We start from the raw sequence: 20770 nt of genomic DNA on the forward strand, positions 1-20770 counted from the left end.
CAAACAATAAGAATAAACCTATGACACAACTCACAGAATCGTCCCGGCGACACGCTCTTGGTCCAGGCATTATTTTAGCGGCAGCAGCTGTCGGCGCGTCACATCTTGTCGCCTCAACCCAAGCGGGCGCTTTATTCGGTTGGCAACTTTGGTGGGTGATTGTTTTGGTGAATGTGCTGAAGTATCCGTTCTTCCGCTTTGCCGTTACCTACACACTCGAAAGTAAGCAAAACTTAATTGCTGGATACTACGGTGAAGGCAAGATTTACCTGTGGCTCTTCACGATTTTGAATACCATTGCGGCGGTGGTGAATACGGCCGGCGTGTTGTTGCTGACTGCGAGCTTATTAAGGTTATTTATTCCTGAATTGTCACTGTTAGCCCTGTGCTGGCTGATTTTGCTCGGTTGTCTGTTGGTTATTTTAGGTGGCCAATATCGCCTGCTCGACACCCTTTCGAAATGGATTATGGCAAGCTTGAGTTTAGCCACTGTGGTGGCCGTAATCATCGCATGGGGAAGCGCACCGCCGCCACCAGCCGACTTTGTTGCGCCATCTCCATGGCAACTCTCAGCACTGGCGTTTTTAGTAGCGATGATGGGCTGGATGCCTGTTCCCATTGAGCTGTCAGCAATTAATTCGCTGTGGTTGCAAAGCAAGCAAAAGCTCACCCGAATCAGCTTGAAGCACGGGTTATTCGACTTCAATTTAGGCTATTGGGTAACCGCGGCTTTGGCAGTCGTGTTCCTTTCGCTTGGAGCCTTGGTGCAATTCGGTAGTGACCAACCGATTGCATTAGCCGGTACGCAGTTTGCGCAGCAATTTGTCAGCATGTATGGCAATACCATTGGCGCTTGGTCGGAATATCTAGTCGGCGGTATCGCTTTCTTGTGTATGTTTGGTACCACACTGGCTGTACTCGATGGCTACGCACGAACCCTCAAAGAATGCCGTTCGCTTCTAGCACCGTCAAAGAAGAAGAGCGAGTCTCAAGCTAAGTCTGACAGCCTCACTTGGTGGGTCATCGGACAGTCAATCGCCGGTATGCTAGTGATTATTTACTTTCAAAGCGCGCTCGGGCCAATGCTGACATTTGCGATGACGTTAGCGTTCTTAACCACGCCGTTTTTCGCTTGGCTCAACTTTAAGCTGGCGCGAAAAAATGCCATGTCGAAGCGCATGCGAGCCTATGGCTGGATCGGATTAACCTACTTAATTGTCTTCGCGTTAGGTTATTTGTACTTTTTGCTGTTCATGGGCTCGTGACCATCTTGAAAATCAGTACGTTTGGCTCACTCGCCTTGAGCTTTACCAAGCGATTGCATTAAATGGAACAACAATAAAACCAGAGGAAGTAATCATGAAGGGCATGAAACATCTCATTTTCGCAGTGATGATGGGGTCAAGCTTGGTTGTAACTGCAACCGCAACAGAACTCCCAGAAGCAAAAATCGCCGCAGACGAAACGGTTGTGACTGAGCACAGCACCACCATCAACGGTCAGCGTTTTAAATACACCGCAACCACCGGCACCCAGCCAGTGTTTAACGAAAACGGCGAAGCAACCGCCGCGTTGTTTTTCACGTACTACGAACGCCAAGGCGTTAAGAACCGTGAAGAACGTCCGCTATTAATTTGATTTAATGGTGGCCCTGGCTCTGCGTCTGTTTGGATGCATGTGGCTTACACCGGTCCAAAATCACTTCGTGTTGATGACGAAGGTTTCCCACTCATGCCGTACGGCGTGAAAGACAACCCGCATTCAGTACTCGATGTCGCTGATATTGTGTTTGTGAACCCAGTGAACACCGGCTATTCACGCCCGTTGCCAAAGAAAGACGGCTCACAGTATTCGCGTGATGAACTGCAAAAAATGTTCTTTGGTGTGAATGCCGATGTGAAATATTTAGCTGATTGGATCAACACCTTTGTGACCCGTCATGAACGCTGGCGCTCACCGAAGTACCTGATTGGTGAAAGCTACGGTACCACGCGTGTATCAGGTTTAGCGCTTGAGCTGCAAAACCGTCAGTGGATGTATTTGAACGGTGTCATCTTGGTATCGCCAACGGATATCGGCATTGAGCGTAACGGCCCAGTAAAAGCAGCGAACCGCTTACCGTATTTTGCTGCGGCAGCGTGGTATCACGATGCATTGAGTTCTGATCTGCAAAGCAAAGACTTACTCGAGCTATTGCCGGAAGTTGAGAAGTATACGCTTGACGTTTACTTGCCAGCTTTAGCAAAAGGCGCCATGTTGCCTGCCGCTGAGAAAGAGCAAATTGCTGAGCAAGTAGCGAAGTATTCAGGTTTAGACAAGCAAACTGTAATGCGTGCCAACCTTGATATCAGCACCTCGTTTTTCTGGAAAGAGTTATTGCGTGATCGCGGTCAAACCATTGGTCGTTTAGATTCGCGCTACCTCGGTATTGACCGTGATGACGTGGGTTCACGCCCAGATTACAACTCTGAGCTGACCTCTTGGTTACATTCGTTTACTCCAGCGATCAATTATTACTTGCGCGAAGAACTTGGCTACAAAACTGACGTGAAATACAACATGTTTGGCCCTGTACACCCATGGGATCGCAGCAACGACAATACTGGTGAAAATCTGCGCCAAGCAATGGCACAGAACCCTTACTTGAATGTGTTAATTCAGTCAGGTTACTACGACGGCGCAACCAATTATTTTGATGCGAAATACAATATGTGGCACATCGATCCAAGCGGTCGTATGGCTGACCGTATTGGCTTCAAAGGTTATCGTAGTGGTCACATGATGTATTTGCGCGCAGAAGATTTGAAATTGTCGAACAACGACTTGCGTGAATTCATAAAAGCGACTATTCCTGCTAAGGACGAAGCAGCGAAATACTAACGACCAAGGAGATAACCCATGGATTTAATCCGGATTATTATCGCAATTTTGTTACCACCGCTGGGCGTGTTTTTGCAGGTCGGTATTGGTAAGCATTTTTGGATAAACATTGTACTGACGTTGCTCGGCTATATTCCTGGCATCGTGCATGCGGTTTGGGTTATCGCCAAAAAATAACAATAAGGTTTACCCATGAAAAAATTATCTACGCTGGCCCTTGCGGTCAGCGTCGCACTCTCTTTTTCTGCGCAAGCCCAAACCGAAAACGGCTGGGACGTCAATAATCCTCAAGGTGAGTTCAAAGACATTCAGATCAAAACCTCTGAAGGTACTTGGATGAACGTGGACATGAGCCCAGACGGCAAGTTCATTGTTTTCGATATGCTTGGTGATATTTATCGTATTCCTGCTAGCGGCGGCGATGCTGAATTATTGGTTGGTGGTATTGCTTGGAGCATGCAGCCGGTTTATTCACCGGACGGCAAATATATTGCTTATACCTCAGATGCTGACGGCGGCGACAATATTTGGATTATGGATGCGGATGGTAGCAACCCGCGCCAAGTAACCGACGAAACCTTTCGTTTGTTGAACAGCCCAGCATGGAGCCCAGACAGCGAATTTATCGTCGCCCGCAAACATTTTACCGCAAGTCGTTCTCTAGGCGCAGGTGAAGTATGGATGTACCACCGTTCAGGCGGTTCGGGTGTGATGTTAACCGAGCGCCCGAATGATCAAAAAGATTTAGGTGAGCCAGCGTTTTCGCCAGATGGGCGCTATATCTATTTCTCGCAAGACGATACCCCAGGCAAAACCTTCCACTATAGCAAAGATTCTCTGGAAGGCATTTACAAAATCAAACGTTATGATCGCGAAACCGGTGATATCGATGTGATTTTAAGCGGTGCCGGTGGTGCGATTCGTCCAACGCCTTCGCCTGATGGTAAGTATTTGGCTTACATCAAGCGTGAAGACTTCAACAGCGTACTGTATTTGTACGACTTAGAGTCAGGCGAAAAAACACGTCTGTACAATCAGCTTGATCGCGACATGCAAGAAACGTGGGCTATTCATGGCGTGTATCCGACCATGGATTGGAGCCCAGATAGCAAGAAAATGATTTTCTGGGCTGACGGTAAAATCATGCAACTCGATGTTGCTAGCCGCAGTACTCGCGTGATTCCGTTTAGCGTGGAAACCACCAAGAAAGTCCAAACTGCGTTGCACTTCGAAACCAACCTAGATGAAGACCAGTTTAAGGTGAAAATGCTACGTATGGTGCAAGTTGCACCAAACGCCAAGCAAGTTGTGTTCGAGGCACTGGGTAAGCTTTATGTACGTAGCTTGCCAAATGGCGAACCGAAACGTCTCACCAAGCGTGAAGGTGCATGGGAGCTTTATCCAAGCTATTCACGCGACGGCAATAAATTAGTTTATGCCACATGGGATGACCAAAAGCTGGGTCAGCTGATTGTCCGTGATGTGAAGTCAGGCAAAGAAACCGTATTGGCGACAGGCGAAGGTAAATTCGTTGAGCCGGTATTTAGCCCAGATGGTAACGCTGTGGTGTATCGTAAAATTCGTGGTGGCTATATCACCTCAGATACTTATGGTTTAAACCCAGGTGTTTATCATTTATCGCTGAACAAAGGCGCGAAACCGCGTTTGATCAGTGAAAGCGGCAGCTCGCCACAATTTGGTGCACGCAGCGATCGCGTTTATTTGATGGCATTCAATGGTTCACCGTCGTTAATGAGCGTTGATTTGGTCACCAAAGAATCACGTACGTTGTACACCGCTGAGCACGCAACCGAGTTCCGTGTTTCTCCGGATGGTGAGCACTTGGCGTTTGCTGAGCGCTTTAAAGTATTTGTGACGCCATTTGTTGAGCGCGGTGCGCCAATTCGTATCAGCCCAACTGACAAACAGTTCCCTATTGAGCAATTGTCAGTGCGTGCCGGCGAAAACATCTCATGGAGCGGTGATGGGCAAGCGCTATATTGGTCACTTGGCCCAGAGCTTTATCATGCGTCAGTTAATGGCTTGTTCGGCATTGATGGCGATTCAGAGTTCGAGAAAGTGGCGAATGGTTTGGATATCAGCTTCACAGCCGATGCCGGCATGCATGATGAAACCGTCGCTTTTGTTGGTGGTCAGGTGATTACCATGGAAGGCGAGCAGGTCATTGAACGTGGCACCGTGGTTGTCAAAGGCAACAAAATTGTTGCGGTCGGCAGTGTCGATGACGTGACCGTACCAAGCGGCGCAACGGTGATAGATACCAACGGTAAAACCGTGATGCCTGGCTTGTTTGATGGTCACGCGCATGGCCCGCAAGGTGACAACGAGATTATTCCAGAGCAAAACTGGAAAACTTATGCCACCTTGGCGTTTGGTGTTACCTCGATTCATGATCCGTCAAATGACACGACTGAAATCTTTGCCGCCAGTGAATTGCAAAAGGCTGGTTTAATTGCTGCGCCACGTACTTTCTCAACCGGTACGATTTTGTACGGTGCGAATGGCCCGGGTTACACCGCGCACGTGGATGACTTAGACGATGCTAAGTTCCACCTTGAACGTCTGCAAAAAGTGGGTGCATTCTCGGTGAAGAGCTACAACCAACCGCGTCGTAATCAGCGTCAGCAGATTATTCAAGCCGGTCGTGAGTTAGGCATGATGGTGGTACCAGAAGGTGGTTCATTGCTGCAACATAACTTGAGCATGGTTGCCGACGGTCACACGACGATTGAACACTCGATTCCAGTGGCGAAAATCTACGATGACATCGAACAGTTCTGGAGCCAAACCGACGTGAACTATACGCCAACGTTGGGCGTTGCATATGGCGGCATCTGGGGTGAAAACTACTGGTATGCCGAAACCGACGTATGGAAGCATCCGAAGCTATCGAAGTTTGTACCAGACGATGCATTAGTCGGTTCTGTGCGCCGCGAAAAAGCACCACATAACCACTACAACCACTTTAACAATGCCGATGTAGCTAAAAAGCTACAAGACTTGGGTGTGGATGTAGTAGCTGGTGCGCACGGTCAGCGTGAAGGTTTAGCGCAGCATTGGGAAATTTGGATGATGGCGCAAGGTGGCATGACACCACTGCAAGCATTGGCAACATCAACCATTAACCCAGCCAAAGAGTTCGGTATGGACAAATATATCGGCTCGCTGAAAGAGGGTAAATTGGCTGACATTATTGTGATTGATGGTAATCCGTTAGCGGATATCTCAGTCACTGATCGCGTGACGCATACCATGGTGAATGGCCGCTTGTTTGATGCGGAAACCATGAACCAACTGGTGCCAAAAGCCGAACCACGCAAGCCGTTTTTCTGGGAATAGACCATAGTCGCATCACACAATTGATGTATCTCAGAAAAATTATGTCTATAATCCCGCTATATTCTTATAGCGGGATTTATTTTTTTTATGAATAACATTAAAGATATCGACCTCAACTTATTGGTCTACCTCGACGTGTTATTGCGCGAGCGAAATGTGACCAAAGCCGCCGCGCAACTCAATATAACTCAGCCCGCCATGAGCAATGGCTTAAAGCGTTTACGCACCTTGCTCAATGATCCGATTCTAGTGCGTACCAGTGAAGGTATGCTACCAACTGAAACCGCCTTGCGTATGCAAGAACCGGTGCGCCAAATCCTGTATTCCGTGGAAGAAATGGTGCAACCGGCCCGTGAGTTCGATGCCGCCACCAGTGACCGCGTATTTCGTATTATGGCGTCAGACTATGCCGCATCGACATTGATGCCGCGATTACTCGAAAAGCTGAAACAGCAAGCGCCTCATGTCGCCTTGGACATCATGACACCGAGTGACATCAGCTTTCATGACGTTGAAAACGGTAAAGTTGACCTTGCCATTAACCGCTTTGAAAAATTACCGCAGTCGTTTCACCAAAAGAACTTATGGGAAGATGACTTCAGTTGTTTAGTGCGCAAAGACCACCCACTCGTGCAAAACTACACGCTTGAGAATTACCTTAAAGGCGAACATGTGTGGGTGAGTAAAACCGGTTTTGGTGTCGGGGTGGGGATGGATCCGCACGATGTTCAGAAACTTGGTTGGGTTGATGAAGCTCTCGGTAAGCTCGGCCACAAACGTGAAATCCGCGTGTTTACCCGTAACTACCATGTAGCCATGCACTTAGCCCGGCAAGGGCTTATCGCCACATTGCCAAGTCAGGCCGCGGCATTATACCAAGATGATGATGAGCTGGTGATGCTACAACCACCGTTCACGATTCCGGCGCTGGAGCTGACTATGATTTGGAGTCCACTCCTGCAGCATGACGCTGGTCATCGCTGGTTCCGCCAATTGATTACCGACACAGCCGCGCATCATTAGTTATGAGTGATGCGAAGCGCGCGGGCATGTTCGCTCGAAAAATACTGCAAGGCTTTCACAAGCACTATGCATTATTTCAGGACGTGACTCGCCAAGCTCGCGATCGTTTTGCCCATGGCGATTGGCATGCCGGCCAGTATGCAGCCACTGTGCGCATTAGCTTTTATGACCAACGCGTGCGCGAAACCACCGCTGTGTTGAATCAGCTTACCGGCGGTGAACTCAACGAAGCGCTTTGGTTAGAAACCCGCAAAATCTACCAACAATTCTTACAGTTCCATCCGCAGGCCGAGCTGGCTGAAACCTTCTATAACTCGGTATTTTGTAATCTCTTTCATCGGCGCTATTTCAACAACGCCTATATTTTTGTCGAAACCACGTTAAGCGACAGCATTCCGCTGGCGCTGGAAACCGAATTCCGTTCGTATTTCCCGGTGGTGCAGGGCATGCGCCGCACGTTAGCGCGCATCATGGGCGATATCGATTTTGGCGCCGAATATGACGACTTATCAGAAGACATTCGCTTGCTACGCAAAGCCTTTCGCGAGCAAACAGCAGCCGGGGAGTTATCAACCTATCAGTTACGCATTGATGTGCTGAAAGAGCCATTCTTCCGTAACAAAGCGGCCTATGTGGTGGGCCGAATTGTGAGTGCCAATCGCATTTTCCCGTTTATCGTGCCGGTGCTACGCAATAGCGCAGGGCGACTTTATTTGGACGCCCTGATAACTGATACCGATCAGATGGCGATTATTTTTGCCTTCGCGCGCTCGTATTTTATGGTGCATACCCGTGCGCCATCGGCGTTAGTGCGCTTCTTAAAAGGCCTGATGCCGAAGAAAACGATTGCAGAGTTATACTCAGCAATTGGTTTACATAAGCAAAGTAAAACCGAATTTTATCGCGATTTTCTGCACCATTTAGATGCTAGTGACGACAAGTTAGTGGCCGCTGCAGGTATTAAAGGGATGGTGATGACGGTATTCACGCTACCGTCGTATCCTTATGTATTTAAAGTAATCAAAGACCAGTTCGGTGGCGGCAAACAAATGAGCCGACAAACGGTCATTGACCGTTATCGCATGGTTAAACGCCATGATCGTGCGGGGCGTATGGCTGATACTTATGAGTTTGCCAACGTGGCGATTCCGTTAGACCGCATTTCGCCGGATTTACTTGAAGAGCTGAAAACCACCGTGGCTGGCAGTTTAACGATTGAAGACGGTCAGCTCGTGATCAGCCAATTATTCGTTGAGCGGCGGATGATGCCGCTGAATATCTTCTTGGAATACGGCACTGACGCTGAAATTGAGCTGGTGATGAAAGATTACGGGCAAGCTATTAAAGACATGTTGGCTGCGAATATTTTCCCCGGCGATATGCTGCTGAAAAACTTCGGTCTCACGCGCCACAAACGGGTGGTATTCTACGATTACGACGAAGTTCAGTACCTCACCGAAATGAATTTTCGGAAGCTACCAAAACCGGAAACTTATGAGCAAATGATAGCGCCCGAGCCTTGGTATGCTGTTGGCCCCAACGACGTATTTCCTGAACAACTCGCAACTTATGCAGTACCACAACCGAAGCTACGAGATATCCTACTGAAATATCATCCAGAGTTAATCGATGCAGAGTTTTGGCGTCAACAACAAGATAATTTAGCGCGTGGGGTGATTACGGATGTATTTCCGTATCCAGAAGCCGTGCGCTTTATGCGTTGTGTGCGCACGACCTCGGAATAAGCGTTTTTGGTTATTCGTTACTCGTTAGTGATTAAACACGGTGAATAAACTATCGTTTAGCCACATGTGGGCCAGGATACTGACGATATAACCAAGAGCGATGACTGGGGTCCATTTGAGATGGCTAGCGAAGGTGTAATAACCACGCGCTTGCCCCATAAGTGCCACACCTGCAGCTGAACCAATTGATAACAAGCTACCACCGGTACCCGCTGTTAGGGTAATCAATAACCACTGACCGTGCGACATCTCAGGTTGCATGGATAGCACCGCAAACATCACTGGAATGTTATCAATAATGGCTGACATTAAGCCTAAGGCAACGTTGGCAAAGGTTGGGCTCATGTCGAGATACAAGGTATTTGAGAGCAACGATAGGTAGCCCATAAAGCCAAGGCCGCCGACCGAAATGACGATACCGTAGAAGAATAGGAGCGTATCCCACTCGGCGCGTTGCACGCGGTTAAATACGTCGAACGGCACCACGCCACCCAAGCGCTCAAGGCGGGCCATATCGCCAGCACGTTCGGCCATGGCACGTTTGCGTGCCAATGAGCCCGGCAATGTCATACGCAAAAAGTAACCGAAGAATTGCAGATAACCAAGGCCCATCATCATACCTAGCACTGGCGGTAAGTGTAGCCACATATGGCAAGCAACCGCTGTTGCTATCGTCAGCAAGAATAGGGCAGTGATGCGCAACGCTCCGCGCTTGAGTTCAACTTCTTCATAAATTGCTGTTGGCTTACGATTTTCGATGAAGAAACTCATGATAACCGCCGGCACCAAGTAGTTCAGCAACGATGGAATAAACAGCACAAAGAACTCGTGGAATTCGACCATGCCAGCTTGCCAAACCATCAACGTGGTGATGTCACCAAACGGACTAAAGGCACCGCCAGCATTCGCGGCAATGACAATACTGATACACGATACACTAATGAACTTCTTATCACCGTCGGCGACCTTCATGACGACCGCACACATTAACAACGCGGTGGTGAGGTTATCGGCAACGGGTGAAATAAAGAATGCGAGAAATCCTGAAAGCCAAAACAGTTGCTTGTACGTGAAGCCCTTTTTAATCATCCATGCGCGTAAACCATCAAATAGCCGGCGCTCTTCCATGGCATTGATGTAGGTCATTGCCACTAACAAGAACAACATCAATTCCGCAAATTCGAGCAAGTTATGGCGGAACGCTTCTTCGGCTACTCCTGGCAGATCGTTTTGCATGTAGACAAAACCGATCATGATCCAAATTAAGCCGGCGGCCAGCAGCACGGGCTTTGATTTGCGCATGTGTAGCTTTTCTTCACCCATCACCAAAATATAAGCAACGGTGAAAATAATGATGGCGGCAATACCAACGTTAGCGGAGGTCAAGTCGAGTTGACCAGCGGCCGCGAAAGCGGCGGGGGAGAATAGGCTCGCGCCCAACAACAACAGCAGTACTTTCCACATGATTGTTATTCCTTCAACATGCGAGGCTTCAGGGGTGAACAGCACAATTTTTAAGATGAATCGTCTGTTCAGGCGCGCGCATACTACCACAAAAAAGCCGCCAAACACCTGTGCTTGGCGGCTTATACCCAGTATTTTCCGAGGTAATGCTAAAGAGGTATTCGTAAACCTTTGCTTACGCCGGTTTTTTGAACTGTTCTTCTTCAGTCGAGCCGGTAAGTGCTGTTACCGACGACTTCCCTCCTTGAATCACATTCGTCACGTCATCGAAGTATCCAGTACCAACTTCCTGTTGATGCGCAACAAACGTATAGCCTTTGTCGGCGGCTGCAAATTCTTGTTGCTGCAGTTTCACGTATGCTGACATATCGTTGCGCGCGTAATCATGCGCAAGTTCGAACATGTGATACCACATGTTGTGCACGCCAGCTAGAGTGATGAACTGGAACTTATAGCCCATAGCGGCGAGCTCGCGTTGGAATTTGGCAATAGTTGCGTCATCCAGATTACGTTTCCAGTTGAAGCTCGGCGAGCAGTTGTACGCCAATAATTTACCAGGATACTGTGCATGAATTGCTTCGGCGAACTTACGTGCTTCTTCTAAGTCGGGCTTGGCAGTTTCACACCAAAGTAAGTCAGCATACGGCGCATAAGCTAAACCGCGTGAAATGGCTTGATCGATACCAGCATTTACACGATAAAAACCTTCGGCCGTGCGCTCGCCGGTGCAAAACGGTTGGTCATTCGGGTCAACATCTGACGTGAGCAAATCAGCGGCGTTCGCATCAGTGCGAGCGAGAATGAGCGTTGGCACACCGGCAACGTCTGCCGCGAGGCGCGCTGCAATTAATTTCTGCACGGCTTCTTGGGTAGGCACTAATACCTTCCCGCCCATGTGACCACATTTTTTTACCGACGCTAACTGGTCTTCAAAATGTACGCCCGCAGCGCCGGCACGAATCATCGCCTGCATTAGTTCGTAGGCGTTCAATACGCCGCCAAACCCAGCTTCGGCATCCGCAACAATCGGTGCGAAGTAATCCACATAACTTTCTTGTTCTGGACCGATACCTTTTGACCATTGAATTTGATCAGCGCGTGCGAAGCTATTGTTAATACGCTCTACCACCGTTGGCACGGAGTCGACCGGATACAGTGATTGATCAGGGTACATGCTGAGCGAGGTATTGTTGTCAGCGGCGACTTGCCAGCCGGATAAATAGATAGCTTGTAAGCCAGCTTTTACTTGCTGAACGGCTTGCCCGCCGGTGAGCGCACCGAGTGCATTCACATAGTCTTTGCCAAATTTCTCTTGCGCGGCACCGTTGACTAAACGCCAAAGTTTCGCCGCACCGTTTTGTGCATAGGTACATTCAGGCTGAACACTGCCGCGCAGGCGCACCACATCCAGCGCTGAATAGGTGCGTTCAACGCCGGTCCAGCGTGGGTTTTGTTGCCAATCTTGTTCAAGTTGTTTCGCGGCTTCTGCTTGGTGAATTGAAGTTGTCATGGTTGTTGTCCTGTTAAGTGATTGATTTATTATTGAATAAGGTCGTAGCCAGGCAGCGTGAGAAACGCCACTAGCTCATCGGCGGTGGTAATTTGTTCGAGCAACTGCATCGCTTTTGGGAAATTCTCGGCAGCCCAACGTTCATCACCGACTTCACTGCGAACAATCTGTGCTTCTTGCTCGAGGTAAGTACGGAACAGCTCTTTGGTAACCACTTCGCCGTTATCGAGGGTTTTTCCGTGCTTGATCCACTGCCATATAGAGGTGCGCGAGATTTCCGCTGTTGCCGCGTCTTCCATGAGGCCGTAAATAGGCACACAACCTTTGCCGGATATCCAGGCTGCGATGTATTGCAGCGCCACCCGAATATTGGTGCGCATGCCAGCTTCGGTGCGCTCACCGACGCTGGGTTCAAGTAAATCGGCAGCATTAACTGGGGCATCATCCTCACGTAAAATGTGCGATTGATTATCGCCTTGGAGACCCGCCACAAAGACTTCTCGAACCGTGTCAGCTAAACCTGGATGAGCAATCCAGGTGCCGTCATGTCCATTGGCACGCTCAAGTTCTTTGTCAGCTTTAACCTTGGCAAGAATAGCGGCGTTTTCGGTTGGATCTTTGCTTGGAATAAATGCGGCCATACCGCCCATCGCTAGAGCCCCGCGCTTGTGACAGGTTTTTACTAACAAGCGTGAATAGGCGTTCAAAAACGGTTGGTTCATGGTGACCACTTGACGGTCGGGAAGAACCCGATCGGGATGATTTTTTAAGGTTTTGATGTAACTAAAAATGTAATCCCAGCGGCCACAGTTGAGGGCAACGATGTGTTCGCGCATGGCATAAAGAATTTCATCCATCTGGAACACCGCCGGTAAGGTTTCAATCAATACGGTGGCGCGAATGGTGCCGCGCGGCTGTTGAAAATAGTCCTCGGTAAACGTGAAGACATCCGCCCACCACTGTGCTTCGCTGCTATGCTCAAGTTTCGGCAGGTAGTAATAGACACCGGTACCACGTGCCACACGTTGTTGGTAGTTGAGATAAAAATATAGGGCGAAATCAAATAAGCTTCCTGGAACCACGTCGCCATCTAGCATCACGTGCTTCTCCGGCAAATGTAAGCCGCGCACACGTGCAATCAGAAGTGCCGGATTTTCTTGCAACTTGTAATGTTTATTCGAAACGGGGTCGGTATAGGTCATTTGGCCCGTATTGGCATCGAACAAGTTGATTTGTCCTTGCAACACACCTTCCCAAGTTGGTGATTGGGAATCCTCAAAGTCGGCCATATAACAATCGACATTTGCATTGAGCGCGTTAATGACCATCTTCCGATCAACGGGGCCGGTGATTTCCAAACGACGTTTGGTGAGATCTTTAGGAAGTGTGGCTACTTGCCAGTCACTATCACGAATCGACGCTGTCTCAGGAGCGAAGTCGGGTAGGGCACCGGCATCGATTTGTTGCTGACGCTGTTGTCGATTAACCAATAGGTTGTGTAATTGTGGGCGAAATTTGCGTACCAATTCGACCAAAAATTGTTGGCAGTTTTGATCCATCAAACCTGCAGCAGGTTGCTCAAGTTTTGGGAGCTTTAGTCCGTTCATAATCTATCCAGTTGTTGTTCGTGTGTTAACGAACTCAAGGCTAGACTGAATTGATCGAATACAACAAATGAATGAAGTTGATTGCAATCATTCATCGAATGAATGATTAATTAAATCAAACGAACGGATTTAATCAAACAATGCGCCAATAACCGCATGTTGGAGGATTTTTAAACAATAACGCCCTCATCGAGAGGGCGTTATATCAAAACGGATGTGTTGACTATTTCATTCGTGAATAAAGCAATTTTTGATACCAGCTGCGTGGTAAGAAGCGCTTCATATACCATGCCATACGGCCCTGACGGTGCGGGAGTACGTGGCTTTTCTTCTTCTCGACTGCTTTCATAATCAGACGAGCAATATCAACCGCATTTAATTTACTCGAGCGCATTAACTTATCGAGTTTTTGCTCCATACCATCAATGGAAGTACGCATGCCTTGCCCTAAATTGGTTTTAAAGAAGCTCGGACACACCACCGTGACATGAATATTATCTTTCTTAAGTTCGTTTTGCAGCGTCTCTGACAAGCTGACGACCGCAGCTTTCGTCGCATTATAAGCGGTCATATTTGGCACATCTAAAAGTCCCGCCATCGACGCAACATTAATAAAATGACCGTGACCTTGGCGTTTAAACATTGGCGTAAATACCTTACAACCGCGCACCACACCTAATAAGTTGATATCGATAATCCACTGCCAGTCATTGAGTGTGGTTTGCGTGAGTTGGCCAACTTGCGCCACACCGGCATTATTAACCACGACATCTACGCCGCCCCATTTTTCTTCGAGGGTTTTGGCAACCTGCTCAAGGTCGCTCACGCGTGTTACATCGCACGGCATGAACATGGCTTGCGGTTGAATTTTTTGCAAGCTACCAATCACGGCTTCGCCGCGTTCAATGTCCCGATCACCGATACATACGCGCCAACCTCCTTTTGCGCAGATTTGCGCAAGAGCAAAACCAAGGCCGCTGGCGCCGCCGGTGATGAAAATTCGCTGCGGTTTCATGAACTGTTCCTGAATAAATTAAACTTAGGGGGCTATAGAAGCAGATACGGGGCGATCAATCAATTGCCGAAGTGACATCGACTGATAACCGGTGAGCTCCTCAAACGCCGCAAAATAGGTTTCAGAGTTCGCGGCGGCACCGTCTTTCACCAGTCGTGAATAGGTTTCCCATAAGGCGAAGATACCAGCACGAACGCCATTGGCTTGTAACTGAGCATGTAAATCGGCATTAGCGACTAACCCACAGCTATAGTGTGCGCGAAAATTAACACGACCCACATTGATAAATGGCTCGCTCGCCGGCCACGAAGCAATACACTCTTGTTGCGCTTTACGCACGGCTTCTTGTACCAGTTGATTACTTTGATTCAGCTTCGTATCGGTATACAAATATGACATCAGCTCTGCGGCACCTTCGTGAATCCATGCCTCATCAGAACTTGAGTACTTGAGCCCCGCGCCTTGAAACAAGTGAGCTATTTCATGCGCAAAAAACCAAAGGGTATTCTTCTCGTCAACGTTTTGTAGCGCTTGCTCGCCATACCAATGCATAAACACTTGATTGGGTAAAACGCCGCCTTGATGACCAAAATAGCCGCCTTCGTAGTCACTATAAGACGCAAACAATGTCGGCGTTTGAGTCAGTGCACCCAGTTGCTTGGTGTAATAACTCATCATCATCGGTAACTCGGTCACCATGTCGTGTTGTAACGATTGTGGCAACACCGGATCAATGATGGCAACCAAAGCGGCAAAGGTCTCTGGCGGTTGTGAACCAACATAAATCGCACGGCCACTGTCTCGATCAAGCCATTCGTGAAAGCCAAGACGTAATTGCCCGTCGACTAACAAATAATCATTGGTGGTTAAATTGACCGCCATTGGCCATTCATGATGCGCAGCGCCACACGTGTCGGCGCAGGCAAAAAAGCGTGCAGTGTGAATCAGCATGCCACCGTCACTAAACGGAGAAAACGGCGCATAATCTTTGGGAAGTGGGGTGTAACTGGCGTCGAGCACAAAAGCCGCTTCGGAAAATGGTTGGCCGTTTTTACTGAGGATCACTTCAGAACCATTTTGCCAACCAATCTGAATGTTGTCGGTAAGCGGTTGCCAACGCTCAGCCCGCGATTGATTCGGTGAACGCACAAACTCAAGTCGCGTGACCGGTTCATTTAATTGATAGGTCACCGTCCAGCCGAGATCGGATTTACTGAGCGTAATCAATCGTATCTGCGAGTCTGCCGGTGCAAACCACAGCAACAGCACAAGAACCACAGCCGCAATAGCAATGAAATAGCGCACGTTATTTAAGCCTCGTTATGTAACCTCTGTTATCAATGTAGCACCAGTGTTGCATTGGCTCCATGATCTTTGACTTGCTTGGATGACCCTTTCTCTATTTTTACTGTGACAGTTCTGTTTCGGTTCAGTGAATCTTTCGTGACAAACCGGTTTTGTCACAAATTTGTCATGTCAACTCACTAATCTGCCTGCGTCGTTTAATTACCTACATTCGTTCCTTCCAGGAGAACACAATGAAATTGCAAACTCTTTTCCAAGTTACCGCTGTTGCTTCAGCATTAGCTCTCGCCGGTTGTGGCGGTGATATTGAAATTTCACCAACCGTGAATGACAACAGCGTTGTAAATAACGGTTCTGGTGGTAGCTCAGGTGGCGACACTACCGCCGATAACCTGTGTGCAACCAACAACGGTGTGCAAGGTGCATTTGACGGTCGTGACTGTGAATACAACCTTGAGTTTGCAAGCCGTAATATCGAAATCACTGAAGACATCACATTTGCTGAATTGCCAGATGGCGGTGTGCACGTATTCGATGGCGCACTATTAATTGGTGAAGATTGTGATACCACCACCTCGTGTACTATCAATCAAGATGGTCCTGTGATGACAGTTGAGCCAGGTGCGACTTTGGCATTTACCAGCGGTGAAGCAATCATTCGCGTTGCTCGCGGTGCAAAATTAAATGCAATCGGTACCTTCGACAAGCCAGTAACCTTCACTTCAGCAAACGCTTTTACACGTTTTGATGTGGTTGGCAACGGCCCACGTTTTGCAGATTGGGGCGGTATTATCATTAATGGTGAAGGTATCACCAACCAGTGTACTGATGCGCAGCGTGATGCAGGCACCTGTAATGTTGCTTCTGAAGGCATCGTGAGCTACTACGGCGGTAACGATAACGCGGATGATAGCGGCTCGATGAAGTATGCGAAAATCTGGTATGCCGGTTCAGGCCCACGTGCAGGCGGCGACGGCGATGACTTGAACTCACTGACATTAAACGCAGTTGGTTCAGGCTCTTCTTATGAGTTTATTCACATTCACCAAGGCTACGACGACGGTATCGAATTCTTCGGTGGTGCAGCTGATGTGAAACGCGTTGTATTCACTGACACCCAAGACGATTCAATGGATATCGATGCGGGTTGGCAAGGTAACGCACAATTCCTATATATCAAGCACGGCACCGTTAACGTTGACGGTACTGACGTATACATGGGTAACGGCGGTTTTGAAGCTGACGGTGAGAAAAACTCAGGCGCAGAATACTCACAAGCACCAACATCACGTCCAAACATCGCGAACGTGACTGTTGTGACAACTGACGGCTTATCAACTCGTGATAACGATCCATCAACCGCTATGAAGTTTGACGATAACTTCCAAGGCCAACTGTATAACTTCTTGTTAGTTAAAACCGACGTTACAACCAACGACACCCGCTGCATCCTCTTTACTGGTGACGGCGAACTGGGTGTAACCGATGGTGACTTGAACTTCTTCAACTCAGCGATGGCGTGTGTTGCTGAAAACGAATTCACTTCAGCTGATTTGTTTGCCAACGGCACCAGCCGTCAAGCTTGGTTCGACAACAGCGGTGTGAACGCACGTTTAGGCGGAAATGCAACTGTATTCGGCACTGATGGCTTCGCAACGGATATGTCATCGTCTGATATCACGGTGACTGCAAATGACTTGAGCGCTTTAGGTAACAGCTTCTTTGAAGCAGTTGATTACATTGGTGCGGTATCAAGCACGGATACATCATCTGAATGGTACCAGTGGGTTGAAACTGCGTTAGCTGCTGCAGAACAAGATTAATCACACTTGTTGCATAGCAATCTATGGCAGGCGTGCTGGTGGCACGCCTGCTATTACCGATAACGCAGGAGTTGACGATGAGCACCAATTATAAACTCAAGCCGCTAGCTCTAGCGGTCAGTATTGCCCTTCTTGCGAGTAGTCAAGCTTACGCGCAGCAGCAAGAGGCCGAGCAAACAGCAACCGAAACCGCCACAGATACAGCTATTGAAGAAGTTGTGACCACAGGTACGCGTTTACAAGGCAGTGCCGCTGCAGTTGTTGATGAGCGTAAAAACCAAGCGTTCGTGGCAGATATTCTTGGTGCTGAACAGTTATCAAGAACCGGCGATAGCGATGCGGCTTCGGCATTGCGCCGAGTAACCGGCTTAACTTTGGTTGACGGCAAATATGTTTACGTTCGTGGCCTGGGTGAGCGTTACTCAAGCGCTCGTTTAAATGGCGCAAGTATTCCAAGCCCAGACTTAACCCGCAACGTTATTCCGCTTGATATTATTCCTTCAACGATTATCGAAAGCTTAGCGGTACAGAAAGTATTTTCACCAGCTATGCCAGCAGCCTTTGGCGGCGGTAATATCGATATCCGTACCAAATCCTTACCGTCTGATTTTCAGGTTAATCTTGAAGTTGGAGTCGGTCAAAACACCAATGCTTCTGATGGTTACACATATAGCCGTAACGAAGCAGGCGTGCCGCAAAACATTCGCGAAGCAATTGTGAAATATCGTGGCGACTTCAGCTTGCGAAACATTGTCAGCCGCGAAGGGCTTGTTGCCAATGAAACGGGCTCAGCAAGTGACCAAGCGCGCGCGATAAATTCTGGTTTAGCACAATCGCTACCACGTGATATCGCCCTGCAAGAAGACTCGCTCAACCAGAACTACAGCATCAAAGCCAGCATTGGTAACAGCTTTGATGAAGAGTTGTTCGGTGGCAACATCGGTTTCTTATTAGCTGGCGCGTATGATACCAAATGGGATGTTTCAGAGCGTACCAATGCGGTTTTGAGTGAGAATGCGACTGAGGGCTGTGCGACGACACTCAACAACGCCGAAGAAGTCTCAAACTCGTGTTACAACACGTTGAGTGAGACCACGCTTACCACTGAAACCGAACGTTTAAATGGCGTATTTAGCGTTGGTTATGAGCTTGATACGCATCGTGTCAGCTATACCAAACTATATTTGACCGACTCAGAAGACGAATCTGAATTCGGCATTATGCAAAGCCCGAACGGAAGTAACTTAAAGACTATCTTTGGCTCTGGCTTGGCGAATCGTGAACACGAATTTAAATACGAAGAGCGTACGCTTGATATTGATCAAATTCGTGGTCAGCACACGTTCCTAGATTACTGGGGTATCGGTTTTGACTGGCAATACACGGAGTCAAAAGCTGAAACGGATATTCCTACCGATATTTCGTATCGTTTTGATGATTTGTATGACAGTCAGGGTAATTACCTTAGTACTGTTGTGACTGGTGACGATAACCGAGCGGTTTATCAGTACGTTGATATGCAAGATAACGTGAAATCGTACAGCGGTAACTTCAGTTTGCCGACCAATGTCGGCGGCATGGATATCGAATTGAAAGCCGGTTACGACTTTACTGACAAAGCTCGTTATTACACTACTGACCGCTTTGCCATGGATAACGGCTCTGGCCTGCGTGTAACCGTCAATGAAGACGCGAACGATGTTCTGGGCGTAACGGATTACTTAACCGACGAGCGCATTGCAGAGAACAACTTCTTGTTGTCTTATCGCGAGCCAACGTCGCCAGATGCAGACGATTATTTGGCAGTGCAGAAAATCGATGCGTTTTACGGAACATTTGATGCGTTCCTGACTAAAAACTGGCGTTTAGCCGGCGGTGTACGTTGGGAAGAGTTCAAGCAAGTATCATTGGCAACCTCGAGCTTGATCTTCACCCGTGAAGATTTAGAAACCTTCTATTCAGTGGACCGCATCATGAACGGCACCACCATTGAAGACGATTTCTATCCAGCGTTGTCACTCACTTATATCAGTGATGATAACTATCAGCTTCGTTTCGGCTTCTCTGAAACGGTGGTTCGCCCTGATCTTCGTGAAACCGTGCCAGTTGCTTACTATGACCCAATCACCGATATCCGTACTATCGGTCGTGCGGGCCTTGAAAGCAGCCCAATGACGAACTTTGACGCGCGTTTCGAGTACTTCGCTGATAACGGTGATAACTACACCATCTCGGCTTTCTACAAGGATATTGAAAAGCCAATTGAGTCCGTTTTAAGTGTGGGTGATGAAGAGTACACGTTGAACTACGTGAACGGTATTTCAGCTGAAGTATACGGCGTTGAGTTCGAGTGGTTGCATGATTTGACCTACTTAGCTGACGGCTTCTTCACCGCTGGTAACCTTACTTTGAGTGATTCCGAAGCAGTGATTGACCCAGCGCTAGCGGGTAACTTAACGAACCCAACCAAGCGTATGACTGGCCATTCAAAGTACGTTGCTAACTTCCAGTTAGGTTACGATTCACTGAACGGCAATCACTCAAGCTCGTTAGTGTATAACGTGTTTGGTGAGCGTATCTTGGCTGCTGGTATCGGTGGCCGCGGTGATGCTTATGAACAACCGTTCCACTCACTTGATTTGGTTTATAACTATTACCCAGACTTTAATTCGAAAATCAGTTTTAAAGTGCAAAACTTACTTGGCGAAGACCAAGAAGTGACGCAGTCTGGCGTGATTGTTCAAACCCGTGAAGTAGGGCAAGTGTTCAGCTTAAGCTACAGCTACGAGTTCTAATTCGCAGCACGACATGACGAAAGGAGAGGGCGCAGGATGCGCCCTTTTTTTGTGTTTGTTGCTGGCACAAATCTGGCACAAAGCCACAAAAAGAAAAGCCCCGCTATTGCTAGCGAGGCCTTATCAATAATGGTGCCCAGAGGCGGAATCGAACCACCGACACGGGGATTTTCAATCCCCTGCTCTACCGACTGAGCTATCTGGGCGTCGGGGCGTATTAAACGAGTTTTTCGGGTCTGAGTC

The 20770-nt window shown here is 48.3% G+C and carries 12 protein-coding genes, 1 tRNA gene and 1 pseudogene; 8 read left to right on the forward strand and 6 right to left on the reverse strand.

All coding sequences use genetic code 11. From position 1 onward, the window contains the following. Positions 1 to 20 precede the first annotated feature (20 nt). The 6 genes and pseudogenes from CWI82_RS10930 to aceK all read left to right on the forward strand — a co-directional run bounded on the left by CWI82_RS10930 (position 21) and on the right by aceK (position 9008). The gene (locus tag CWI82_RS10930) at positions 21 to 1265 is read left to right on the forward strand and encodes an NRAMP family divalent metal transporter (RefSeq protein WP_130203563.1); all 1245 of its coding nucleotides are present in this window, start codon (positions 21 to 23) and stop codon (positions 1263 to 1265) included. Between the two features lie 103 nt (positions 1266 to 1368). Continuing rightward, positions 1369 to 2880, forward strand: a pseudogene (locus tag CWI82_RS10935) (S10 family peptidase). A gap of 18 nt (positions 2881 to 2898) precedes the next feature. Then, a complete protein-coding gene (locus CWI82_RS10940; RefSeq protein WP_092858317.1) occupies positions 2899 to 3057 on the forward strand; it encodes a YqaE/Pmp3 family membrane protein in 159 nt (52 codons plus the stop codon). 15 nt (positions 3058 to 3072) lie between these two features. Further along, positions 3073 to 6240 carry an amidohydrolase family protein gene (locus tag CWI82_RS10945; RefSeq protein ID WP_130203564.1) on the forward strand — a complete coding sequence of 1056 codons (3168 nt, stop codon included), beginning with the start codon at positions 3073 to 3075 and terminating at the stop codon, positions 6238 to 6240. 87 nt (positions 6241 to 6327) lie between these two features. Further along, positions 6328 to 7263, forward strand: a complete 936-nt coding sequence (locus tag CWI82_RS10950; protein ID WP_130203565.1) for a LysR family transcriptional regulator — start codon at positions 6328 to 6330, stop codon at positions 7261 to 7263. Positions 7264 to 7265: 2 nt separating this feature from the next. Beyond that, a complete protein-coding gene (aceK, locus tag CWI82_RS10955) occupies positions 7266 to 9008 on the forward strand; it encodes a bifunctional isocitrate dehydrogenase kinase/phosphatase (RefSeq protein ID WP_130203566.1) in 1743 nt (580 codons plus the stop codon). A gap of 24 nt (positions 9009 to 9032) precedes the next feature. On the opposite strand, the gene nhaD is transcribed toward aceK, so the two are convergent. The 5 genes from nhaD to CWI82_RS10980 form a co-directional block, all read right to left on the reverse strand. Further along, positions 9033 to 10472 (reverse strand): sodium:proton antiporter NhaD, encoded by a 1440-nt coding sequence (gene nhaD / locus CWI82_RS10960; protein WP_130203567.1) that lies wholly within the window; start codon positions 10470 to 10472, stop codon positions 9033 to 9035. A 175-nt stretch (positions 10473 to 10647) separates the two neighbouring features. After that, complete coding sequence (aceA, locus tag CWI82_RS10965; protein ID WP_130203568.1) at positions 10648 to 11982, reverse strand: isocitrate lyase; 1335 nt, start codon at positions 11980 to 11982, stop codon at positions 10648 to 10650. A gap of 29 nt (positions 11983 to 12011) precedes the next feature. After that, positions 12012 to 13589, reverse strand: coding sequence for a malate synthase A (gene aceB / locus CWI82_RS10970; protein ID WP_130203569.1), 1578 nt, complete (start codon positions 13587 to 13589; stop codon positions 12012 to 12014). Positions 13590 to 13812: 223 nt separating this feature from the next. After that, positions 13813 to 14604: an SDR family oxidoreductase gene (locus CWI82_RS10975; protein WP_130203570.1), complete on the reverse strand. Its 792-nt coding sequence runs from the start codon at positions 14602 to 14604 to the stop codon at positions 13813 to 13815. A 24-nt stretch (positions 14605 to 14628) separates the two neighbouring features. Then, positions 14629 to 15909 carry a hypothetical protein gene (locus CWI82_RS10980; protein WP_130203571.1) on the reverse strand — a complete coding sequence of 427 codons (1281 nt, stop codon included), beginning with the start codon at positions 15907 to 15909 and terminating at the stop codon, positions 14629 to 14631. A 233-nt stretch (positions 15910 to 16142) separates the two neighbouring features. Here CWI82_RS10980 and CWI82_RS10985 point away from each other — a divergent pair, with 233 nt between their 5' ends. Next, positions 16143 to 17732 (forward strand): hypothetical protein, encoded by a 1590-nt coding sequence (locus tag CWI82_RS10985; protein WP_130203572.1) that lies wholly within the window; start codon positions 16143 to 16145, stop codon positions 17730 to 17732. A gap of 77 nt (positions 17733 to 17809) precedes the next feature. After that, complete coding sequence (locus CWI82_RS10990) at positions 17810 to 20527, forward strand: TonB-dependent receptor plug domain-containing protein (RefSeq protein WP_130203573.1); 2718 nt, start codon at positions 17810 to 17812, stop codon at positions 20525 to 20527. 130 nt (positions 20528 to 20657) lie between these two features. Here the strand turns inward: CWI82_RS10990 and CWI82_RS10995 are convergent. Beyond that, positions 20658 to 20733: transfer RNA gene (locus CWI82_RS10995), tRNA-Phe, on the reverse strand. Positions 20734 to 20770 lie beyond the last annotated feature (37 nt).

The sequence above is a fragment of the Pseudidiomarina tainanensis genome (genome assembly GCF_004214835.1).
GTDB lineage: Bacteria > Pseudomonadota > Gammaproteobacteria > Enterobacterales > Alteromonadaceae > Pseudidiomarina > Pseudidiomarina tainanensis.

What these genes read in the sequence shown, in the direction of transcription:
- CWI82_RS10975 (WP_130203570.1), bottom strand. Translation starts at nt 14,604, where the DNA reads ATGAAACCGCAGCGAATTTTCATCACCGGCGGCGCCAGCGGCCTTGGT.
- CWI82_RS10950 (WP_130203565.1), top strand. Translation starts at nt 6,328, where the DNA reads ATGAATAACATTAAAGATATCGACCTCAACTTATTGGTCTACCTCGAC.
- CWI82_RS10940 (WP_092858317.1), top strand. Translation starts at nt 2,899, where the DNA reads ATGGATTTAATCCGGATTATTATCGCAATTTTGTTACCACCGCTGGGC.
- CWI82_RS10985 (WP_130203572.1), top strand. Translation starts at nt 16,143, where the DNA reads ATGAAATTGCAAACTCTTTTCCAAGTTACCGCTGTTGCTTCAGCATTA.
- CWI82_RS10990 (WP_130203573.1), top strand. Translation starts at nt 17,810, where the DNA reads ATGAGCACCAATTATAAACTCAAGCCGCTAGCTCTAGCGGTCAGTATT.
- nhaD (WP_130203567.1), bottom strand. Translation starts at nt 10,472, where the DNA reads ATGTGGAAAGTACTGCTGTTGTTGTTGGGCGCGAGCCTATTCTCCCCC.
- aceA (WP_130203568.1), bottom strand. Translation starts at nt 11,982, where the DNA reads ATGACAACTTCAATTCACCAAGCAGAAGCCGCGAAACAACTTGAACAA.
- CWI82_RS10930 (WP_130203563.1), top strand. Translation starts at nt 21, where the DNA reads ATGACACAACTCACAGAATCGTCCCGGCGACACGCTCTTGGTCCAGGC.
- aceB (WP_130203569.1), bottom strand. Translation starts at nt 13,589, where the DNA reads ATGAACGGACTAAAGCTCCCAAAACTTGAGCAACCTGCTGCAGGTTTG.
- CWI82_RS10945 (WP_130203564.1), top strand. Translation starts at nt 3,073, where the DNA reads ATGAAAAAATTATCTACGCTGGCCCTTGCGGTCAGCGTCGCACTCTCT.
- aceK (WP_130203566.1), top strand. Translation starts at nt 7,266, where the DNA reads ATGAGTGATGCGAAGCGCGCGGGCATGTTCGCTCGAAAAATACTGCAA.